General features: G+C 34.4%; 20 protein-coding genes. 3 read left to right on the top strand and 17 right to left on the bottom strand.

All coding sequences use genetic code 11. The features are described from left to right. The first annotated feature begins 6 nt into the window (after positions 1 to 6). Positions 7 to 1,068 (top strand): fimbrial protein, encoded by a 1,062-nt coding sequence (locus ABN256_RS13125; protein ID WP_349439532.1) that lies wholly within the window; start codon positions 7 to 9, stop codon positions 1,066 to 1,068. A gap of 88 nt (positions 1,069 to 1,156) precedes the next feature. Here the strand turns inward: ABN256_RS13125 and ABN256_RS13120 are convergent, their stop codons facing one another. The 16 genes from ABN256_RS13120 to ABN256_RS13045 all read right to left on the bottom strand — a co-directional run bounded on the left by ABN256_RS13120 (position 1,157) and on the right by ABN256_RS13045 (position 15,436). Continuing rightward, positions 1,157 to 2,257 (bottom strand): MrpH family fimbial adhesin, encoded by a 1,101-nt coding sequence (locus ABN256_RS13120; protein WP_196554311.1) that lies wholly within the window; start codon positions 2,255 to 2,257, stop codon positions 1,157 to 1,159. 8 nt (positions 2,258 to 2,265) lie between these two features. Beyond that, a complete protein-coding gene (locus tag ABN256_RS13115) occupies positions 2,266 to 2,781 on the bottom strand; it encodes a fimbrial protein (protein WP_196554310.1) in 516 nt (171 codons plus the stop codon). Positions 2,782 to 2,790: 9 nt separating this feature from the next. Further along, positions 2,791 to 3,318 carry a fimbrial protein gene (locus tag ABN256_RS13110; RefSeq protein ID WP_072069530.1) on the bottom strand — a complete coding sequence of 176 codons (528 nt, stop codon included), beginning with the start codon at positions 3,316 to 3,318 and terminating at the stop codon, positions 2,791 to 2,793. Continuing rightward, the gene (locus ABN256_RS13105; RefSeq protein ID WP_196554309.1) at positions 3,311 to 3,799 is read right to left on the bottom strand and encodes a hypothetical protein; all 489 of its coding nucleotides are present in this window, start codon (positions 3,797 to 3,799) and stop codon (positions 3,311 to 3,313) included. Before ABN256_RS13105 ends, ABN256_RS13110 begins: the two co-directional genes overlap by 8 nt. 15 nt (positions 3,800 to 3,814) lie before the next feature. Next, the gene (locus tag ABN256_RS13100) at positions 3,815 to 4,549 is read right to left on the bottom strand and encodes a fimbria/pilus periplasmic chaperone (protein ID WP_196554308.1); all 735 of its coding nucleotides are present in this window, start codon (positions 4,547 to 4,549) and stop codon (positions 3,815 to 3,817) included. A gap of 21 nt (positions 4,550 to 4,570) precedes the next feature. Further along, a complete protein-coding gene (locus ABN256_RS13095; protein ID WP_419775797.1) occupies positions 4,571 to 7,075 on the bottom strand; it encodes a fimbria/pilus outer membrane usher protein in 2,505 nt (834 codons plus the stop codon). Positions 7,076 to 7,113: 38 nt separating this feature from the next. Continuing rightward, positions 7,114 to 7,701 (bottom strand): fimbrial protein, encoded by a 588-nt coding sequence (locus tag ABN256_RS13090; RefSeq protein ID WP_072069534.1) that lies wholly within the window; start codon positions 7,699 to 7,701, stop codon positions 7,114 to 7,116. A gap of 58 nt (positions 7,702 to 7,759) precedes the next feature. Beyond that, positions 7,760 to 8,314 (bottom strand): fimbrial protein, encoded by a 555-nt coding sequence (locus ABN256_RS13085; RefSeq protein WP_072069535.1) that lies wholly within the window; start codon positions 8,312 to 8,314, stop codon positions 7,760 to 7,762. A 1,969-nt stretch (positions 8,315 to 10,283) separates the two neighbouring features. Then, positions 10,284 to 11,108 (bottom strand): DUF932 domain-containing protein, encoded by an 825-nt coding sequence (locus ABN256_RS13080; RefSeq protein WP_239739363.1) that lies wholly within the window; start codon positions 11,106 to 11,108, stop codon positions 10,284 to 10,286. 136 nt (positions 11,109 to 11,244) lie between these two features. Then, positions 11,245 to 11,664, bottom strand: coding sequence for an antirestriction protein (locus ABN256_RS13075; protein WP_239739361.1), 420 nt, complete (start codon positions 11,662 to 11,664; stop codon positions 11,245 to 11,247). A gap of 121 nt (positions 11,665 to 11,785) precedes the next feature. After that, entirely contained in the window at positions 11,786 to 12,001 is a 216-nt protein-coding gene (locus tag ABN256_RS13070; RefSeq protein ID WP_239739359.1) for a hypothetical protein, read from the bottom strand. An 88-nt stretch (positions 12,002 to 12,089) separates the two neighbouring features. Continuing rightward, positions 12,090 to 12,539, bottom strand: a complete 450-nt coding sequence (locus ABN256_RS13065) for a hypothetical protein (protein ID WP_223673770.1) — start codon at positions 12,537 to 12,539, stop codon at positions 12,090 to 12,092. A 49-nt stretch (positions 12,540 to 12,588) separates the two neighbouring features. Beyond that, a complete protein-coding gene (locus tag ABN256_RS13060) occupies positions 12,589 to 12,807 on the bottom strand; it encodes a hypothetical protein (RefSeq protein WP_223673769.1) in 219 nt (72 codons plus the stop codon). A gap of 26 nt (positions 12,808 to 12,833) precedes the next feature. Further along, positions 12,834 to 13,520, bottom strand: a complete 687-nt coding sequence (locus ABN256_RS13055) for a helix-turn-helix transcriptional regulator (protein WP_239739350.1) — start codon at positions 13,518 to 13,520, stop codon at positions 12,834 to 12,836. 38 nt (positions 13,521 to 13,558) lie between these two features. Then, the gene (locus ABN256_RS13050) at positions 13,559 to 14,290 is read right to left on the bottom strand and encodes a YaaW family protein (protein WP_243213847.1); all 732 of its coding nucleotides are present in this window, start codon (positions 14,288 to 14,290) and stop codon (positions 13,559 to 13,561) included. 165 nt (positions 14,291 to 14,455) lie between these two features. After that, on the bottom strand, positions 14,456 to 15,436 hold the full coding sequence (locus ABN256_RS13045) for a hypothetical protein (RefSeq protein ID WP_239739346.1): 981 nt from the start codon (positions 15,434 to 15,436) through the stop codon (positions 14,456 to 14,458). Positions 15,437 to 15,927: 491 nt separating this feature from the next. Between ABN256_RS13045 and ABN256_RS13040 the strand changes: the two genes are divergently transcribed. Beyond that, complete coding sequence (locus ABN256_RS13040; RefSeq protein WP_239739344.1) at positions 15,928 to 16,527, top strand: inovirus Gp2 family protein; 600 nt, start codon at positions 15,928 to 15,930, stop codon at positions 16,525 to 16,527. Positions 16,528 to 16,632: 105 nt separating this feature from the next. After that, positions 16,633 to 16,842 carry a helix-turn-helix transcriptional regulator gene (locus ABN256_RS13035; protein WP_165121797.1) on the top strand — a complete coding sequence of 70 codons (210 nt, stop codon included), beginning with the start codon at positions 16,633 to 16,635 and terminating at the stop codon, positions 16,840 to 16,842. A 198-nt stretch (positions 16,843 to 17,040) separates the two neighbouring features. Here the strand turns inward: ABN256_RS13035 and ABN256_RS13030 are convergent, their stop codons facing one another. Further along, the gene (locus tag ABN256_RS13030) at positions 17,041 to 17,433 is read right to left on the bottom strand and encodes a hypothetical protein (protein ID WP_239739338.1); all 393 of its coding nucleotides are present in this window, start codon (positions 17,431 to 17,433) and stop codon (positions 17,041 to 17,043) included. Positions 17,434 to 17,528 lie beyond the last annotated feature (95 nt).

The following is a 17,528-nucleotide window of genomic DNA, read 5'->3' as shown; positions in this document are numbered from 1 at the left end:
AATAAAATGACTAACTTAAAAAATAAGATGAATAAATTATTATTTCTAATTTTTATCCTTAGTTTATCTTCTCTCTCTTTTTACAGCCATGCGGCACCAAATTGTGTTAATAACGGGGGTATTAAACATGGCACGATGGATGCGAGAGGTGGCACAATTGAACTAAAAGGAATGGTCAAAAAAAATCAAGAAGTAGCCCGTTTTACATTTAAACGTGATGGCTCTGATGTTGCTGTTGCGGATTGTCCTGATGGTGCTGAGTTTTATGCTTATGCAACATATAGCGAGGCAAGTGGTGTAATGCCAACGTATTATATGGATATTGATGGTAGACCAGCTTATTACGTTGTTCGAAATGCCCCTATAGTCGGCTTAGATGATTATGCTTATGTTCTAATCGAAAACCAGTCTGGTCTTGCATTTAGAAGCCAACCAGGGCAAGAAGTCCCCGTTAATGCATCCAAGCTTAATACTAGAGACGCGACGGTAATTGTTTACGCCACTAAAGATAACCCTAAATCACAGCGTTTTACGACTCAATATATTGGCTCTATATTAATTAATCGGTTTAATTCAGGTGGTGGTACGACAGCCGTTGGCTTTAGTTACCGTTTATCGGTAAATATTATCAGCGCTCCCACATCATGCAGTGCAGAAAATACTAACCTTGAAATGAATCTCCCTAAAATGCCAATTACTGCATTTTCTAGCCTTGGTTTTCCACGCGATAATCAATATGCTGAAGATAATCTTAGAATAAATTGTACTGGTAATGCTTCCGCTAAAATTAAATTGATGGCACATAATACGACAAGTTATGAAGGGCAAAAAACAATTATAAAACCAGATAATGAAGGTGACGGTAATAATGCCAAAGGTGTAGGCTTTGTGGTTTCAGCCCCTCTAAATGATGATACGGTATTAATTAATAATCAGTTTGTGAAACTGGCTGATTTAACCAGTGGGATCAATAGTGTTCCATTAAAAACTGAATATTATCGTTATGGTGATGAGGTAAAACCCGGCAAGCTTAGTGCCTCTGCAAACTTTGTATTGGAGTTTAATTAAAAAGTCTTTGATAATTAAATAATCCACGATCTTTAAAAGAAAAAAACGCTATTCATTTTAATAGCGTTTTTCAATCAATAAGAAAGAATTAAGGATAAGCAGCTATTAATACGGCTGTACCACTATAATTACCCCCACTAGCATTTGTTCCTTTTAAAATACTTTCTATTTGGATCTGCTTATATTGCCCCACTCTAGAAGTAAATTTCTGTCCTCGATGACCAGTCTCAGCATCAATCATTTCAATTTTGCTATAGATAGTACTATTTGTGCCATCGACTTTTAAAGGTAAACGCTGTTGAGGATCACCATCTTTGGTATAAAACAGTTCAAATTCAACGGGGGTTGGAACAACGTGATCACAAGAGAAATTAATTGGTCTAACAACTCGGCTTTCATACTTTTCAGCATTTAATACACCGTGATTAATAATTAGACTTCCACCTACATCAGTTCGACATTCTGCTGGGGAAATAATAGTACCACCAATTAAACGCATAGGTGCCGTTACGCTAGATACTGGCATCATTTGTGGCAACTTAGCCATCGTTTGAGCTAATGGGAATGTACTGTATGCACGAGAATATCCCGCAAATTCAGAAGAAGGAATAACCGTGATCCCATCTAGGTTTCTCTTTTTTACATAAACAGATACTTCAAATGGAAATTGATAAACAAAGCTTTTCATAGTAGCAGTACCACTACCTGTTTGGCATATACTAGCTTTATAATTTATCCAATTATCCACCATTCCTTTATTTGAATAAATAGTCACAAAAGTATTAAAACTTAATTGATAGAGAGGTAATCCATTAATTGTTGCAGCACCCGGTGCACGAGGAATATAAGTAAAAATCCTATGAAAACCTTCTCTCTTAACCGGTTTTACACTAGCATCCTCTTGATAAAAAGCCCCCGTACAATTAACTCGTCCTGATGGGCGTAATCCCTTATCACTGATAACATAAGTCTCACCGACTTTATAATAATAAACACCATCAGTACCAACAGTAGGTATATTGGATATTTTCGCATTCCGACTTAAGTCAATAATATATCCATCTTGAGAACTTTGTGCCGTGCTTGTATATATTTTAGCAGGTGCCGCTACTGCATTGTTTGTTAACAATAGTCCCGTTACAAAAATAGTGTAAGAAATTTTATTTAGCACTATTAAAAAACTCTTCATATCAACCTCTAATTATAATCAACTAATAACGAGACATTAGCTGTAAAAGGTCCCATTTTAAGCTGTGAGCCAGCTTGATTTGATACCAACTGAGTACTTAGTGAAATTTTTCCTGAATTACTACTACTAAGGATCGGTGTAATACGTTCATAACGCTGAACATTAATTTTACGTTTACCACTGGTAATATCAGAAAATTCAATACCTAATTGAGCTGTTGTTGTAGCTAATACATCAGTACCATTATAAGAAAAATAACCATTATCTTTAGGAGAAAGATATAAGTTCATCATTTTATTTAAGTTACAATCTTTAATTAATACATCAAAGGTTTTAGGTGGTGTTTTTACTATTGCATTAACATCTACATTTTGAAAATCAACAAATAGCTCTTTCGCGCCTTTAGCATCCGTCACTGTACATGCCGGATTAATTAAGGTCGCATTAACTGTAATATAAATTTCAGCAGATGAAATAGGTACATATAATAAGCTAATAGTTAGCGCTAGTATTATTTTTTTCATTATCGCCTCCTATTGATAATCAATATTAAATGTAATTGTCGATGAAAATGCACCCTCTTTTAAATCCCCAGTGACAGGTGGACGTGCATAAACCTTAAAATTCAATAAATTTTGTTCATTTTGACCTGTCACCAAAACACGAGCCATATCAATTTTTTCATTAAATTTAATGACTGTATCGTTATTATCCAGTAGACCTAATAAAACATTAGAGCCACCTTCTGTTTTTAAATAGCTAATACCTTTATCTGTTACAAGAGTATTGCTATTTAATTTTATTGAAATTGTTTTATTTAAATCACTCACATAACAATCAATAATGGGTATAGAAAAATCGACAGGTTGAGAACGGCCATATTCATAAAGATATTTGCTACTAATTTTATTAAGCTGAACCTCTAAGTTATAAGGTGATTCAGGGAGCTTACACCCTGTAGAAACTAGATTTCCCATAAAAGAAATATCTAATGAACCACCCGCATAGCTATAAGTAGAAAGGCTACATAATGGCAATAGTAGATAAATCAACTTATTCATAATATATCTCCATCAGATAGCTATGAGCACCTAATTCTCGCGCTTCAAATTGCAATGCATTTTTACCATTTTGTAATGAAAATTTATGCTTTGATAAAACACGATCATATTCAATAAAAGATAAATTAATCGGTGTCGGTGCCGTCATATTTTTAACAGTCTGTGGAGCAAAAGAATTACCCATACCACATTCAGATAAATTCGCTGTAATTAAAAAAGCGTCATAACTTAGAAATTTATTTTTTGGACGATAAGTTTTTATTTTGTAGTCAATGAATTCACAGGGCGAACTAACAAGATTTGCAGTGACATAAATATAGCCACTGCTTTTATTGTTATATGCACTTTCTATCGTCTCAGTAGAATTTAATAAAGGTTTTGTTTCAATAGTAATTATTTTGGCATAGGCATAACTCCCAGATAATAAAATTATCATAGATAAACAGCTATTTTTTAGATAACGAAATTTCCGGGAATTCATATTCTATTCCTTATGTTACATTTCTTTTGCTACTGTGCATTTAGCTTGATCACACTTAAATTGCAGCGTCGGTTTTCCGCCATAATCATTAATAATGGTCATATAGGGAACATTTGTTTTAGGTACAGCAACTTCATAATCTGATTTAGGTGGGATCATCACAACACTAAAGGCGCCTGTTTCAGATGCTTTTTGTGTTGAAGCCAATCCAATCACAGTTAAATAAAAAGGTGTCACGTTATTCACGGTATACCCTTTCGCGGATGGTGTTAATGTCACATTATGGAACCACATGCTGTCTGCTTGTGACAGAATTTCTGCAGGACGATAGAACAGTTTTACTCTACTTTGTAATGCAATTTGTAAAACATTCGCTTCTTCAGATTTAGGCGGAACTTCACGTAAGTTATAGTAAAAAACAGTCTCTCTATCTTTTGGTAATGATGCGATAGAAGGTGTCGTACTAATTTGTACAATACTTGATGATTTAGGATCTAGACGCTGGATTGGTGGCGTCGCAATTAATGGCCCTGTTGTTAATTTTTTTTCATTAGCATCATCAATCCACGTTTGTGCTAAATAAGGAAGTGTTGGATTATCATTACGAATAGTAATGTTAATCGATTTTTCAGTTCCAGGAAAAATCACTCTCGTTCTATCTAGTGTTACTGCACTTTGAGCAACACTAGAGATCCCCATTAATGAGATAAAAAGAGTGGAAATGACAGTTTTATTAAATTCTTTTTTCATTTACGGTTAACCTTATTAGTATCACTTACATGGCATTAATAGCATCTGTGTTTTTGGATCAATGGTTTCAGGTAAATTAATGGTGCAACGCTTTTCATTTCCCCAGAAGACGCCCAGTTCTTCATTTTCAGCAACACCCACTACCCAAGCTATACCTTCGTCTCCAACAATACCTAATTCCACATTATCTTTATTACGAATACTTGCCCCAAATGGTGGGTGTTTACCATCACTCATATTAACTGTGGCAAATAACTTATAACCTTTAATTACTTTCATTTGGCGATAACCAATTGCACCTCTTGTTAAAGTGACATCTGTCATCGTATCAATAGCGTCATAGTTATCCGGTAATGCACTTACATCAATCGCTGCTGATGAACTACGGAAACTAGTAACACTTGGTATAACTGCTAATCCAAATGCGTTTGTTTTTACTGATTCACCTTCAATTGGAACACCCGCTATTCCCGGAGTTTCAATAAGTAAGCGTGTATCCCCATAAGCAGGTTGATGAAGCACAAGGCCATGAGATGTTCCTGTTAAACCACCAGAAAGTGTTCCGCTTAAACTTTTATATTGACTAGGTACATAACTTGCACTTGCAGCAAGGTTTGCAAGACTCATATCTTTACTGACATAACCACTAAATGAAGATTCTGAATCCACTTCTTTTCCATGTGTTAAGCCTGCATTCATACTGTAGCTTAAACCTTCATCATATCCACTATAGCCCACGTTATGGTTGTAACGTCCTTTTCCATCTGTTTTTGTATATTGTTCAGAGAAAGTCAGGTTGCCACCTTGATCGAAAGGCACTGATACATACAAACTTAACGTATCATCATTCACACCTTCACGCTGAGAGCGAAAAGCTGAGAGTGTTAAGTTAATATCGCGGATCTTCACTTTAGATAAAGAGAATCGCGTATTTGCATAAATACCATATTGCGTTTGAGAACGACTATTCCAGAAAGTATTATGTTGATAATTAAGTGATAATGAGAAATTATCAAAATATTTATTTAAATAAATTTGGTAACTTTCTTTTGGAGAATAAGCATCCTGCCCAGTTCTTCGCTCTTCCATAGCTTGGCTTAAGGTGCGATAGTCTTCATCCGTAAAACGATAACCAGCAAAGGTAATATTGGTTTTTACTTCATCAAATGATTTCGAGTAGTTCACACGATATGAACGACCTTGTTTATCACTCTCTGATAATTTGGCAAATGATTGGTTGATATCAAAAGAGAGCGCACCAAACATAGAAAGGTCACGCCCAACACCAACGGCAACAGATTGGTAGTGTTGAGATAATTGGCTACCACCATATAAGCTCCATGCATTACTCACACCATAGGAAATTTCACCGCCAATTGCTGTATCACCCGTTAATCTATGATCTTCATAACGTGATTTACCCCCCACCAATTTATAGCGGATTTGCCCAGGACGAGTTAAGTAAGGCAGTGTTGCTGTAGAAATAGTAAACTTACGCTCTTCACCATTATCTTCACGAATAGTGACATCTAATTGCCCTTGGATAGAGCTATCCAAAGTCTGAATTCTAAATGGTCCAGGTGGAACTGTTGTTTCTAAAATAATACGATCTTGGCTTTTAACAATAATGGTTGCATTCGTTTTTGCTACACCAACAATTTCTGGCGCATAGCCCACCAACTTAGGTGGTAACATACGATCGTCACTTTCTAAGGTGATACCCGTGTATTGCCAAGCATCAAATAATTGTGAATAAAAATAGTTTTCACCAACAGTTAATGTCGCAGCCAACGCTTTAATAGAACGATAAGCATAGAAACGATTGAAATCAAAATTATGTGATTCATGTTTATCACTGCTATTTCCGCCGTTTTCTTTCTGGTAACTCATACTATAGTCACTACGAAAACGCCAAACGCCCATATTAAAGCCACTGGTACCATTCATCGATGCATAAACAGATTTAGAACCTGAATTATATTTAGCACCACTGAGTGATAACGTGTAATCAATAAATGCACCTACAATACCTTCTTCCCAACGCGAAGGAGGTACCCATGAAGGATCTGAATATTGTAACCATGTTTGTGGAACTGTTAATTTAAGCGCGAGTGCGGGCAAATCAAATGTTAAATTTGTCCCGGTTAATGGGGATAAATCTAAACATTGACCATCATGATGTGTTAGAACTTTTTTTTCTGCTTCTTCTGTTAATCCTAATTTTTCAAGATTATTACTAGGCACACAGACAGTATTAAATATATTTTCTGAAGATGCTGTTTTTTCAATTGGATAAACAGAGACTTTTTGACTAGGGCCGATCCTTTCACCATTACTAAAAATAGTAAGATGGTAATCCCCTGGCATAATATAGCCAGCACTATTAAATTGGCTGATATCAATATTTGCAGCATCGGAAGCATCAAGAATATCTGTATTAAATTCGACAGAATAAGCATAGAAGCACGGTGACATTGTGAGTAATAAAACTACTTTTGCCATATTTTTTGAAATTAGCATATTCATTCACCGTGATAATGTGATCAAAAAAATAAATTTATTATCTATTTATAATCGATTGAAAAATACACAAATGCAGAGTGCTTTCCTGCTTCTATTATTTGATTAGTAAAAGCAAGTTCAATTTGATAATTTAATATAGGTTCTCTTTTTGCATCTTTAGTATGATATATAAGATGATCAATATAATAAGGCTTATTAGGGGTAATTATATTCTCATCTTCATCTAAAATATAAAAACCTAGTCCATTAGAGCTTCCAGACATCGAAAATATAGAATCATTATTAGCTTCTAATCCATTAAATTGAATATTTAATGCTTTCTTATCTGTATCACTATATTGACTAACGCAACTCGATAATCTTATATAAAATTTCTTTCTTAAATTTTCTCTTTTTACTTTATTATCAATGGCAGATAACGATATATCTCCAAATTGGATGTATTGATAACGATCTTCCATTTCAATAGAGCAAGGCGATGCTATAATTGAGCCAACTAATGATGCATTGCCTTTGAGAACTTTGGGTTTTACCACGTCATCAAAAGCAAAAGAGACTGATGATACAAAAAATAGTACTCCCATCGTATTTAAAATAGTCAGATACTTATTTTTATTAAATTTCATCATCTCATTACCATTATTTAAATATGTATAGGGGAAAATCCCCTATACATATATTGGTGCATTATTCGTATGAAATACGGAAGTCAGCGATAGCAGAAAATTCGCCTTCTTTAACTTCTTTAGATGCATCAACAGCTTTAGCTAAAGCAGTGAACTCAAGTACGTTAGTACCTTGTTTGTTACGCATTTTAGCTAAGATATCAGTAGCTTCACCAAATTTGTAAGTATCGATAGCGATACCAACGTTGTTAGCTTTAGTTCTGTCAGTTGCTAACAGTGTATTTGTTGCATCTGCATATGAACGTCCGTCAAATTGGATTTTCATAGTTTTAACAGGTAACCAGTCGCCATTTTCATCTTTTTTGAATTTGTCGAAGTTACACTGTTCTAATTTAATAGTGAATGCTCTTTCTCTTTCATTACCTTGCTCTAAGAACACACGAGAAATTTCACCAAATTTAACTGTTTGATTTAAACTTTCGTCAGCGATGTTACATGGAGAATCAACAACTGAACCAACGAAGTTAACTACGCCATTATTATCAGCAATAGAACCGAAAGATGCTAAAGATAATGCAACTGCAGCGCCAACGATGCTTAATTTCTTAAATGTCATTATGTATACCTCAAAAGTAAGTTAATATCTGACTAACGTCATTTTTTAAAATAGTAGAGCTTATCTTTATTAGATTAAGATATTTAAAAAACCTTTATCTAATTACCTAGATATTATTAATGGAATAATTAATTTATATTTTCTAATTACTCCACCAAATTTCGTTACGCACATACTATAACTTGAAATATTTCTTTTCAATTTGTAAAAAAACTTAAGGTTAAATAAAAAATAGTAATTATTTTTAATGAAATATAGGGATAAAAGATCAAAAAACATCAAAAAACGATCAATAACAAGTGTAATAAACTAAAAAGCAAATTAGGATAATCCGCATATGAGCAGAAGATTAATTTATTGATACTCGCATTGTGATTAAAAATAATATTATTTACCATAAATTAAGACTATTCTTGGTCATTGATATTCAATAAGAAACATCAAAATTACACGTAAAACACGTAAAAAATACACATATTTAATTTTATTAACAATCTTGAAACAAAAGTGGAGAAAAATATGGAATGAATATATATCAATAATTACATTTAATATTACTAATCCAGATAACTTTTTAAATCAAAAAAACAACAATAGAATTATTGTCTAATAAATTCTATTATTAAGTCCTTATTTACCCATCTAAAACAGAACGCCAACATAATTGTATGGTTATATTTTCACACACAAATAAATTAAGTATTATTACCTAATTATTTGAATCTCTTCTTTCAGAGAAGAAACTTTCGTTTGTTAAAAACAAGTAGCAAAAAAAACATTTTACTCACAATCAATATTGAGATACTTAACTCAACTTAATATATTAAATCTCACTTAAATTAATCTATTAGTTATTAAATAAAGTTAATTATCGTAATGTTATACACGTAAATACTAAAAATAGAATATCTGATAACTACTTATTATTAGAATAATCATGTAACTATTTTTTATGTTTTGGATAAATAATAATATCTATATTTCCTTCATAAACATTTATTATCTTAATTCGATATACATTAAACAATGATAGAAAGAAAAGTGAATTTATTCTCTTTAGTAAGCTTTTCATAATCACTAATAGATTTTCACTATTTACTAACTAAATAGTAGGAACTGGCTAGTTATATTATAAGTAGAGTTTTAATTAATTAAGCTTCGCTGTGTTACATTGCACACAATCGCTATTACACACTGTTATAATTGTGTCGCAATATCACGTATCCATGCCTTTAATGGGCTCGACAGCTATGCCTGATCACTTCTTATTGGTCGCGCATTGATCACAGAGAAGCTTATCGAATGCATTAAATTCTTTTTCTGTTCTTCTTTAACTTGATGCAATTGAGTATACATTGGAAGCTTGAAAAGCAGGGAAAATACTAATATGTCAGGGATTCCAGACATAAAAAAAGACGCTTTTAGCGTCTGATTTTTGGTGCGAAGGCCGGACTCGCTTTTGATATATAATGCATTGTTTTTATTTAATATAAATTTATAGTATTTTTTTTGTATACTTGAATGTATACTCAGTGGTTTGAGGTTAAAATTAATGTCAAAACTAATGTATTAACCTAAAAAGTTTAACTCATTAAACTTTCTAGGCATTTTACTATTTTATGCGCCGTACAGATAAAATTTCATTTGTATCATCAACTTCATCAGTTAAATACTCAACTTCATTCTCATAATTGCATCTTGAACATGTAATCTTCCCACTATATGTAAAAGAAGAAGTGTGACTACCAGAAGAACCATTACCTTCTCTATGTAACTGCCCTAGACTAAACGTGATTACATTATCGCACCCACTATTACCACAGTTAATTTCCATCTTTTTACCTTTTAGTAGCGGTTAAAGCTTCAAATAAATAATGGTATAAAATAAGCTATATGTAATCCAGCATTAGTACCATTTAAATTATGGTACCAAGATTATTGATAATATCAGTGATAACTCTAACACTTACTATTTATCTAAACACTCATACATCTTTTCTGTCATTACCCACAGCGCCTTATTCAATTTAATATCACCATCAATGCCATTCACTGAACGTGTACGAGCTCGCTTACCTTTCGCATTCCTGCCTGATAATCCCCCCTTGATTAAATTCTCCTGCAAACGTTGATATACCGTCCAAAGGTCATCTTTCTTATCCTCCCAACGACGAGGTTGTAATACTTGTTCTTCAGTAATCGGTTGATATTCCTCTCCAAAACGATAAGTTAAAGCTGCTTGTGCCAAGGCTTGCTGTGCTGGTGGCGGTAACAATAACGATTGCATTTGTTCACGTTTTTCAGCGACCGCATCAAAGGTCTCTAGTACTTCATAAGCACCTTCAATCACTTTACCGACGACATCGCCTTTATGGGGTACACGCACTTCACCAAAGGTATCTCCGCACACTAGCCCATTTTGACACACCGCTCTAAATAGCCCCGGTAACATTTGATAACTGCTTGAACCATCGTGACTATTTAAGAGGATAATTTCAGGCACTTGTATTCCTGTAATTTGGTCATGACGTCTCAGGCGAAGCATGTGTTTGGTGTGCATCTTTCGACTGCTGTCTCTCACTCGTGTTTGACAAGCAAAGAACGGATAAAACCCTTCTTTTTGTAGGCTATCAAGCAAGGTAATGGTAGGGATATAGGTATAACGGTCACTTCTCGACTCATGTTTTTCTTCAGAGAAGACACTGGGTACAGTACAAAATAGTTCTTCAATTGTAAGCGGGCGGTCACGACGAATACTGTTGGCACGCCCAAAGCGTGAGGCTAATCGACTCATCATCAATTCCTTAAATAATATATTGGGTTAGGGTGAGATAAATAAACGCGTTAAATACGGTGAAATAATGTCAATAGAAATAAGACAAATGGGGTGAATGCAGGAAGAAAGGCAAATGTGAATGGGTGATAATAGATTAATCAATCAGATAAAAGATGGCATCCGCTTCTGGGTGTTGCGAAGCAAAATCCCTCAGTTGATAAAAACGTTCACACATCACCTCACTCTCTGTTTTAAATGACCACAAGCTGAAAACTAATAAGCACACGACAATGCCCATCGCGTGAGGCGAAACCTGCGCTTCATGCCCGTTATGCGGATTGATTAATAGCAGTTTCTCTTCCAATAAATCCGGGTAAAGGTAAGCGCCTTGATTTGATAACGTACAGAACGACCAAAAACCGCCGTGATAGTCAGGACATAATTGGTCGAGGGTGTGAAAGATAACGGATTCTATTTTTAACCATTGTGGAATAGCACCAAAGTGCTGAAACCAAAAATTATCACGATGGCGTAACGAAACTTCTTTAGAGATAACGTGTTCAATTGAAGACATGATAAATTTCCTTGTTTAGGGCATAAAAAAACGAGGCGTGATGAGCCTCGTTATAGGGATTAAAATGTTAATGAAGGCAAATCAGGATGGAGTGAGTAAAACCAACTGTCCATCGTGATAGTTAGGGTTTAAAAAGCGCTTGTATGCTTTTATCCACCACACTGCCGACGATAACGGCACACGTAAACGCCGCACCCAAACGGGCTGTTTGACGGCTATCATCACTGAGTTCAGGGCGTTGCTGTAACGTTTCATCCACCGCTTTTTGGGCACAGTAGGCGGATGCTAAAACCACGAGTGCCCCACTGGCTTGGGCAACCCATCGACATAACGACATAGAAAAACCTCAAAAAAAGCCACTCAATGTGAGTGGCGTATAAAAGGGAAACGTGTTGATGTTAATAATGCTATCAACCTATATTGATTCATTGAGGGCCAGACCATGTATCTGATTGTAAGGTTAAAAATGACTCACAGCGTGGTTCACCGACTTTACACACTTTAGTGGCGATGGATTTAGCCGGCCATTGACGTGACGTGCTGTACTCAAGGCCTTGGTTATCTAAACACGCCACTTTTAACCAATTCTCTTGTGCCCCCGTATTAAAATAAATACTACTGATGCAAGTAATTGCTTTGGGCGCAGGTTTATTTGCCGCTTTTTGCCAATTGGTTTCTGAGACTAATTGTCCTGCCGGTAAGCCCAATCGCCATTTCCCTTCCCGTTTATCATTTTCGACTTTTAATTGTTGAGCAAATTCAGGGGTTAAATAATAGGTATAACGGTCTGATTGAACTTCACCGGGTAAATAAAGTGCACTTGCGGAAGGAATAATCACCGCACTCATCATGAATAAACCGATTTTCTTAAGCATAATAAAACTCCTTAATTAATAAAATAATTAACCCGATAATCAAAAACACTTATAAAGAAGAGAAGGTAGCTTTAATAATGGCGTCAGATAAACCCCCAATAATGACCACAGTGATAAAGGACATTATCAGTCGTACAACACGTTGTACGCTGGTTGGGGTATCATTGTGTGACATATTTACTTCACAACGTGCTTGGGCTTGATAAGCGAGATACAGTGTTGCAAGTGTTCCTAATACACTTGCAATACTTCTATTTAACGAAGACATAAATTATTCCTTATGACACCCCGAAATTAAGAAGACATCATGAGTGTTTTGATATAATGAAAATGAGGAAGTGCCGTAATAAACTGCGGTTGCTGTATTAATTGCTCTACCTCCTGTTGTTTAATAAAAGTGTGTTGAGTGACGAACACATCACTCATTTCTTTAAGATAAAAAACCTGTATGGCTTTATTTTTCACTTTCACACCACAAAAATACCAATGACCGTCAAAATAAATCAGTTTGTACGGTGCGATACCTTTTATCGTGGTGTCGCAATACAAGAACTGAATACAGCGTTTATCAATAATAGCTTGAGTTAATACTGCAAACGCCCCAAACAACGAAGGCGAATGCTGAGGAGCCTCATGATAAATCAGATAAGGCGGTGCTTCTTCAGTGTCCAATAACACCGAAATAAGCTTTCTATCCAGTGAAGGAAAGAACGGCACCATGCTCGTCATCGACGCAAATTGCAGAATGTCTTTATCGGTTCTAAAAAAACGTTGTGATTTTGCTAACCAATAACATCCTGCTTTATAGTCCAAATCGAGATAAATAAGCCGTTCATTAAAGTCACGTTGTAAAGTGCGTACTGACACATTAAATTCTTGTGCTAATACTTTTAAGGATAAGATTTCTCCTTTAAACAACTGGGTAATAATAAAGGCCAACCGTTGTGCCAAACGGTCATGCCGATGTTGAGATGATGACATAGACGTTATTCCGTTAAAGCAACAAATGAAAAGCCAACTTAGTCGCAAGAAAGGTGTTTTTGGCGTAAATAAGCCACGATAATGCACGCCGGCACCGTGACACGATAGGCAGGGCCTGCAATATCAGATAATAACCAAGCTGAGCTTAGCGCTAATCCAATCGGTCCTGCGATAAATGCCAATGCTCGCTGAGCCGCGAAAAGAGTCCCAAATGTCGCGATACCGCCTAAGGCGTTAATGACACTGATGGCCGATAACGTAGCTAATTCTAAAGCTGCAAAACCGGATGTTTTAATGGCAGCTTGCATGGCAATTAATATCAGTTGCGGGGTAGGGTTGGTCAGATTTAATTGTAACTCTTGAGCTAATTTTTTTAATTCCTCCTCTGTCATTTTGTCTAAGCTTTTCTCAAAAACTTTTAATAAAAGATTTAATTCAATGGTTTCTGTTTCACTATTTTTAGCGTAATTCACCTCCAACTTATCACAGACATCCGTTAATATTTCACGATACAACACACCTTTATTACCACGAAATAAACTCACTAAACTGTTAGCACCATAAGTTTGTAATTCTGCACAAATGGCAGGCCAATACTTTTGATGGTCAGGATAAAAGAGTTGATATTCAGGGGTGTTGGTTAACGTTTCAGACCAACGTTTTTCACCGTCTTTAACATCATGCGTTAATACTGATAATAATAACGAGAGGTCTTCATTACTGCATTGCCCAATAAAGGATAAATCTGCATCAATACGATAAGTTGCCATCTTGGTATACCTCATTAAATATAAGATGGCATTACTATAAAACACCCGCCTGACAGGATATGGCCGGCAAATTGATTATTTTTGAATAATAAAAAAGACTGAAACGACAGGATGTGTCGCTTCAATGATAAACCCTTTGTTTGGCTTCAAATGATTAATATATATCTAAGACTTTTTTGATTTATTCTTTTCTTTATCTTTTTTTAGCTTATTTTTTGCCATTTCTACTGATGCCATACCATAGCCTCTAAAATTCGGTATATAAAAAGATTTTTTTGCTAACGATATAAGGTAATTTTCAAAAAATTCTTTTTTATTATCATTATTGAAATAATATTCATAATTTTCATTACCTTCATTAAAATCAGGATAAACAATAAGAGTTTTATCATTTTTCATGGATGCAATAGAAACCACTTTTTCATATTTCTTTTTTATCTTTCTTCTTGTGGTGCTATCCCCTATACTTTCATATTGTTCAGCTGGGTTAATATTTTCTTTCATTGTGAAATATAAAACCTCACCTGTTCTATTTTCTGATTTAATCACCTTTCTCCAAATACCATTTATTTCCCTTACTAGCTTTTGGTTAAAATGACAATCCTTTAAATAAAAATTCACATGTGCATAGCAACAATTATTCGATTTTTTCTTGAGTAAAACCCAAAAATAGCCAATCACAAAATCTTGATAAAACGCATGAGACCGAAGATTATTAAAAAAACGAGATAATACTTTTTTATATTCTTTTGCAAAAGTAGCGTAAGATTCATTATGACTTATTTCATCCATTCCTAAAGAGACACAAATTGTGTATCTTTTTTTATTTATTGTTATCAATTTATTATGATAATTTTTTATCTTTCTATAGAGTAATGTCTTTTTATAGATTTGTTCATGTAAAGAATTTAAAACTTTTCTGGGAATATCATAGTTATAATTATTGAAATAATACTCATATAAATAATTTAATATTGATCCAAAAACTACCTTACCTTGATCCAATACCTCAATAAAGAAACAGTAATCCTGCATTAATCTTTCTATTTTTTCTATCAACGCCTTGTCAGCCTTAACTTCAATATAAGCATCTTTTTTGTCAGGTAACACAAAGTAAAAGTCTTCTCTCATTTCCTTTAAAATCATTATACAAACCTTATCTATTTAAAAACAAATATTATCTAAAAAAACACAGTAGTTATCATTTTAAAATACACAAATTATCACTTTACATAGAAAACACAAGGAAAAATAGGTGATGATGATTAAAACTAATATCAGAGTAAAAAAGGGAGAAGAAAACTCAAAAAAAGAGGGGGTAGAAAGCCTGTTTTTTCTCAACAAAGGCTGAGGGTAAACTCCCTTTTGTTGGTTTAGTAATATACCCAAGATTGTGACATGATTATCTTTGTTACATATTCACTTTATTGGTATATCTACCTTACTCATATACATACACTCCTCTCTGTGATAAAGATGAGTAAGTCATCACTAAGCACTCTCGCAGTAATATATATTAAGCATTCATATTAACTCACCAATAACGGTTCAATTAAACCATTAACAATAAATTACAAAGTAAAAAATAAACATTCTATCCATTGATATGAACAAACCCATTATCAAGGATAAATATCATGTTTATTAACTACCCTGACGAGAGTTACAATTCGTCTTACCTAACAATCATTCACGGTGTGATTAATGATGCGATAAATTCATTATCGCGTATTATTGCTATTCGTGTTGATCTCCGTTTTCCTTATTCCTCTATTGATATTCCACCTAATAATAAAGTGATGACACGCTTTATCGAATCACTCAAAGCAAAACTAATCAGTGACACGAGAAGAAAAGAGAAAGCTTGGGGTAGGCGTCTCAATAATCCATTACATTATGTTTGGGTAAGAGAGTACGGTGAAAGGAATAAACAAAAACATTACCACCTTCTTTTATTACTGAATAAAGACATCTATTACACATTAGGTCGATATAATGAAAGTGATAATAGCTTATCTTCTATTATTCAATCTGCTTGGTGTAGCGCACTTAATATTAATTATCCTGCCAATGCTTCTTTAGTCCATTTTACAGAGCACGGGAAATATTATTTAGATAGAAACTCACCTTCTTTTAAACAAGACGTAGATTCCCTTTTAACGCGTGTAAAATACTTGGCTAAGCATCATACAAAAGATTATAACGATGCTTACCGTTCGATTGGTTATAGCCTCTAATAGTCTTTTTTTACACAGAAGGGTAATGATATAGAAGTCATACTCTTCCCTTAATTAAGAGACGACTTCTGCTTTTTCATTCCCATAAAAGACAGGAGTATTATCATGAGTACACAACCCACTTCTTTATTAGACGGTGAATTAATCGATATGAAATTTATTACTCGATTTACTAAACTCACCGATAAATGGTTTTATGCACTGATTCAAAAGGGTGAATTTCCTGAGCCCATTAAACTAGGGCGAAGTTCACGCTGGTATAAATGTGAAGTAGAAAAATGGTTAGAAAAGAAGATTAGAGAATCAAGAAAGTAATTAACGCCTTTCTTATTTTCTTTTCGCTTACCTCGCTTATTTCTGAGTTAAATTATTTCATTGCCATCACGCTTATCATGTTAATCATGAGGCATAACGGTATCTGTCGTTTCTATTATTATTAATAACTGTTAACAGTAACCCACTGGCTTAAATCACGGCGAGTGGGTTACAAATACAATTAAGATCATTCTTTAATTAAGGCAACTCGACTTCACTGATACTCGGTGTTGCATTCGTGCTACCTTGATAAATATTGGCATATCCTTGCTGTGGATAAATAACCACGGCATTTTTTTCAATATCAAAATCACAGTTAGTCATATTAGGCATAAAGACAGCTTGTTTCTTCTTAACGTTAACAGCCCAAATCCCGCCTGATTCACAATCTCTAGGTAGCTGAGTTTTTACCACGCTATAACGTCCTTTCTCTGCTAAAAGCTCGCACATAATATATTCATTACACCCCTCAAAAGGTGAGACTCCCTCTGACGTCTTTACCGCTTCCAATTCATCCCAAGTTACCGCATAAGCATTTATAGATAACAATGATAAAGCTAGCCCTAGTATCAATTTTAGCTGTCTATTCATTACGATATCCTACTTTGTTAAATTTCAATGAAAAACATAAGTTATCTTAATAGTGTAGTCGTTTTTTCTGAGCTTTTTATCTCATTCACGCTTAT

This window comes from Proteus sp. fly-1008, assembly GCF_040140305.1.
In the GTDB taxonomy this organism is placed as follows: Bacteria; Pseudomonadota; Gammaproteobacteria; order Enterobacterales; family Enterobacteriaceae; genus Proteus; species Proteus vulgaris_B.
This window is presented reverse-complemented; position numbering and strand designations above follow the sequence as displayed.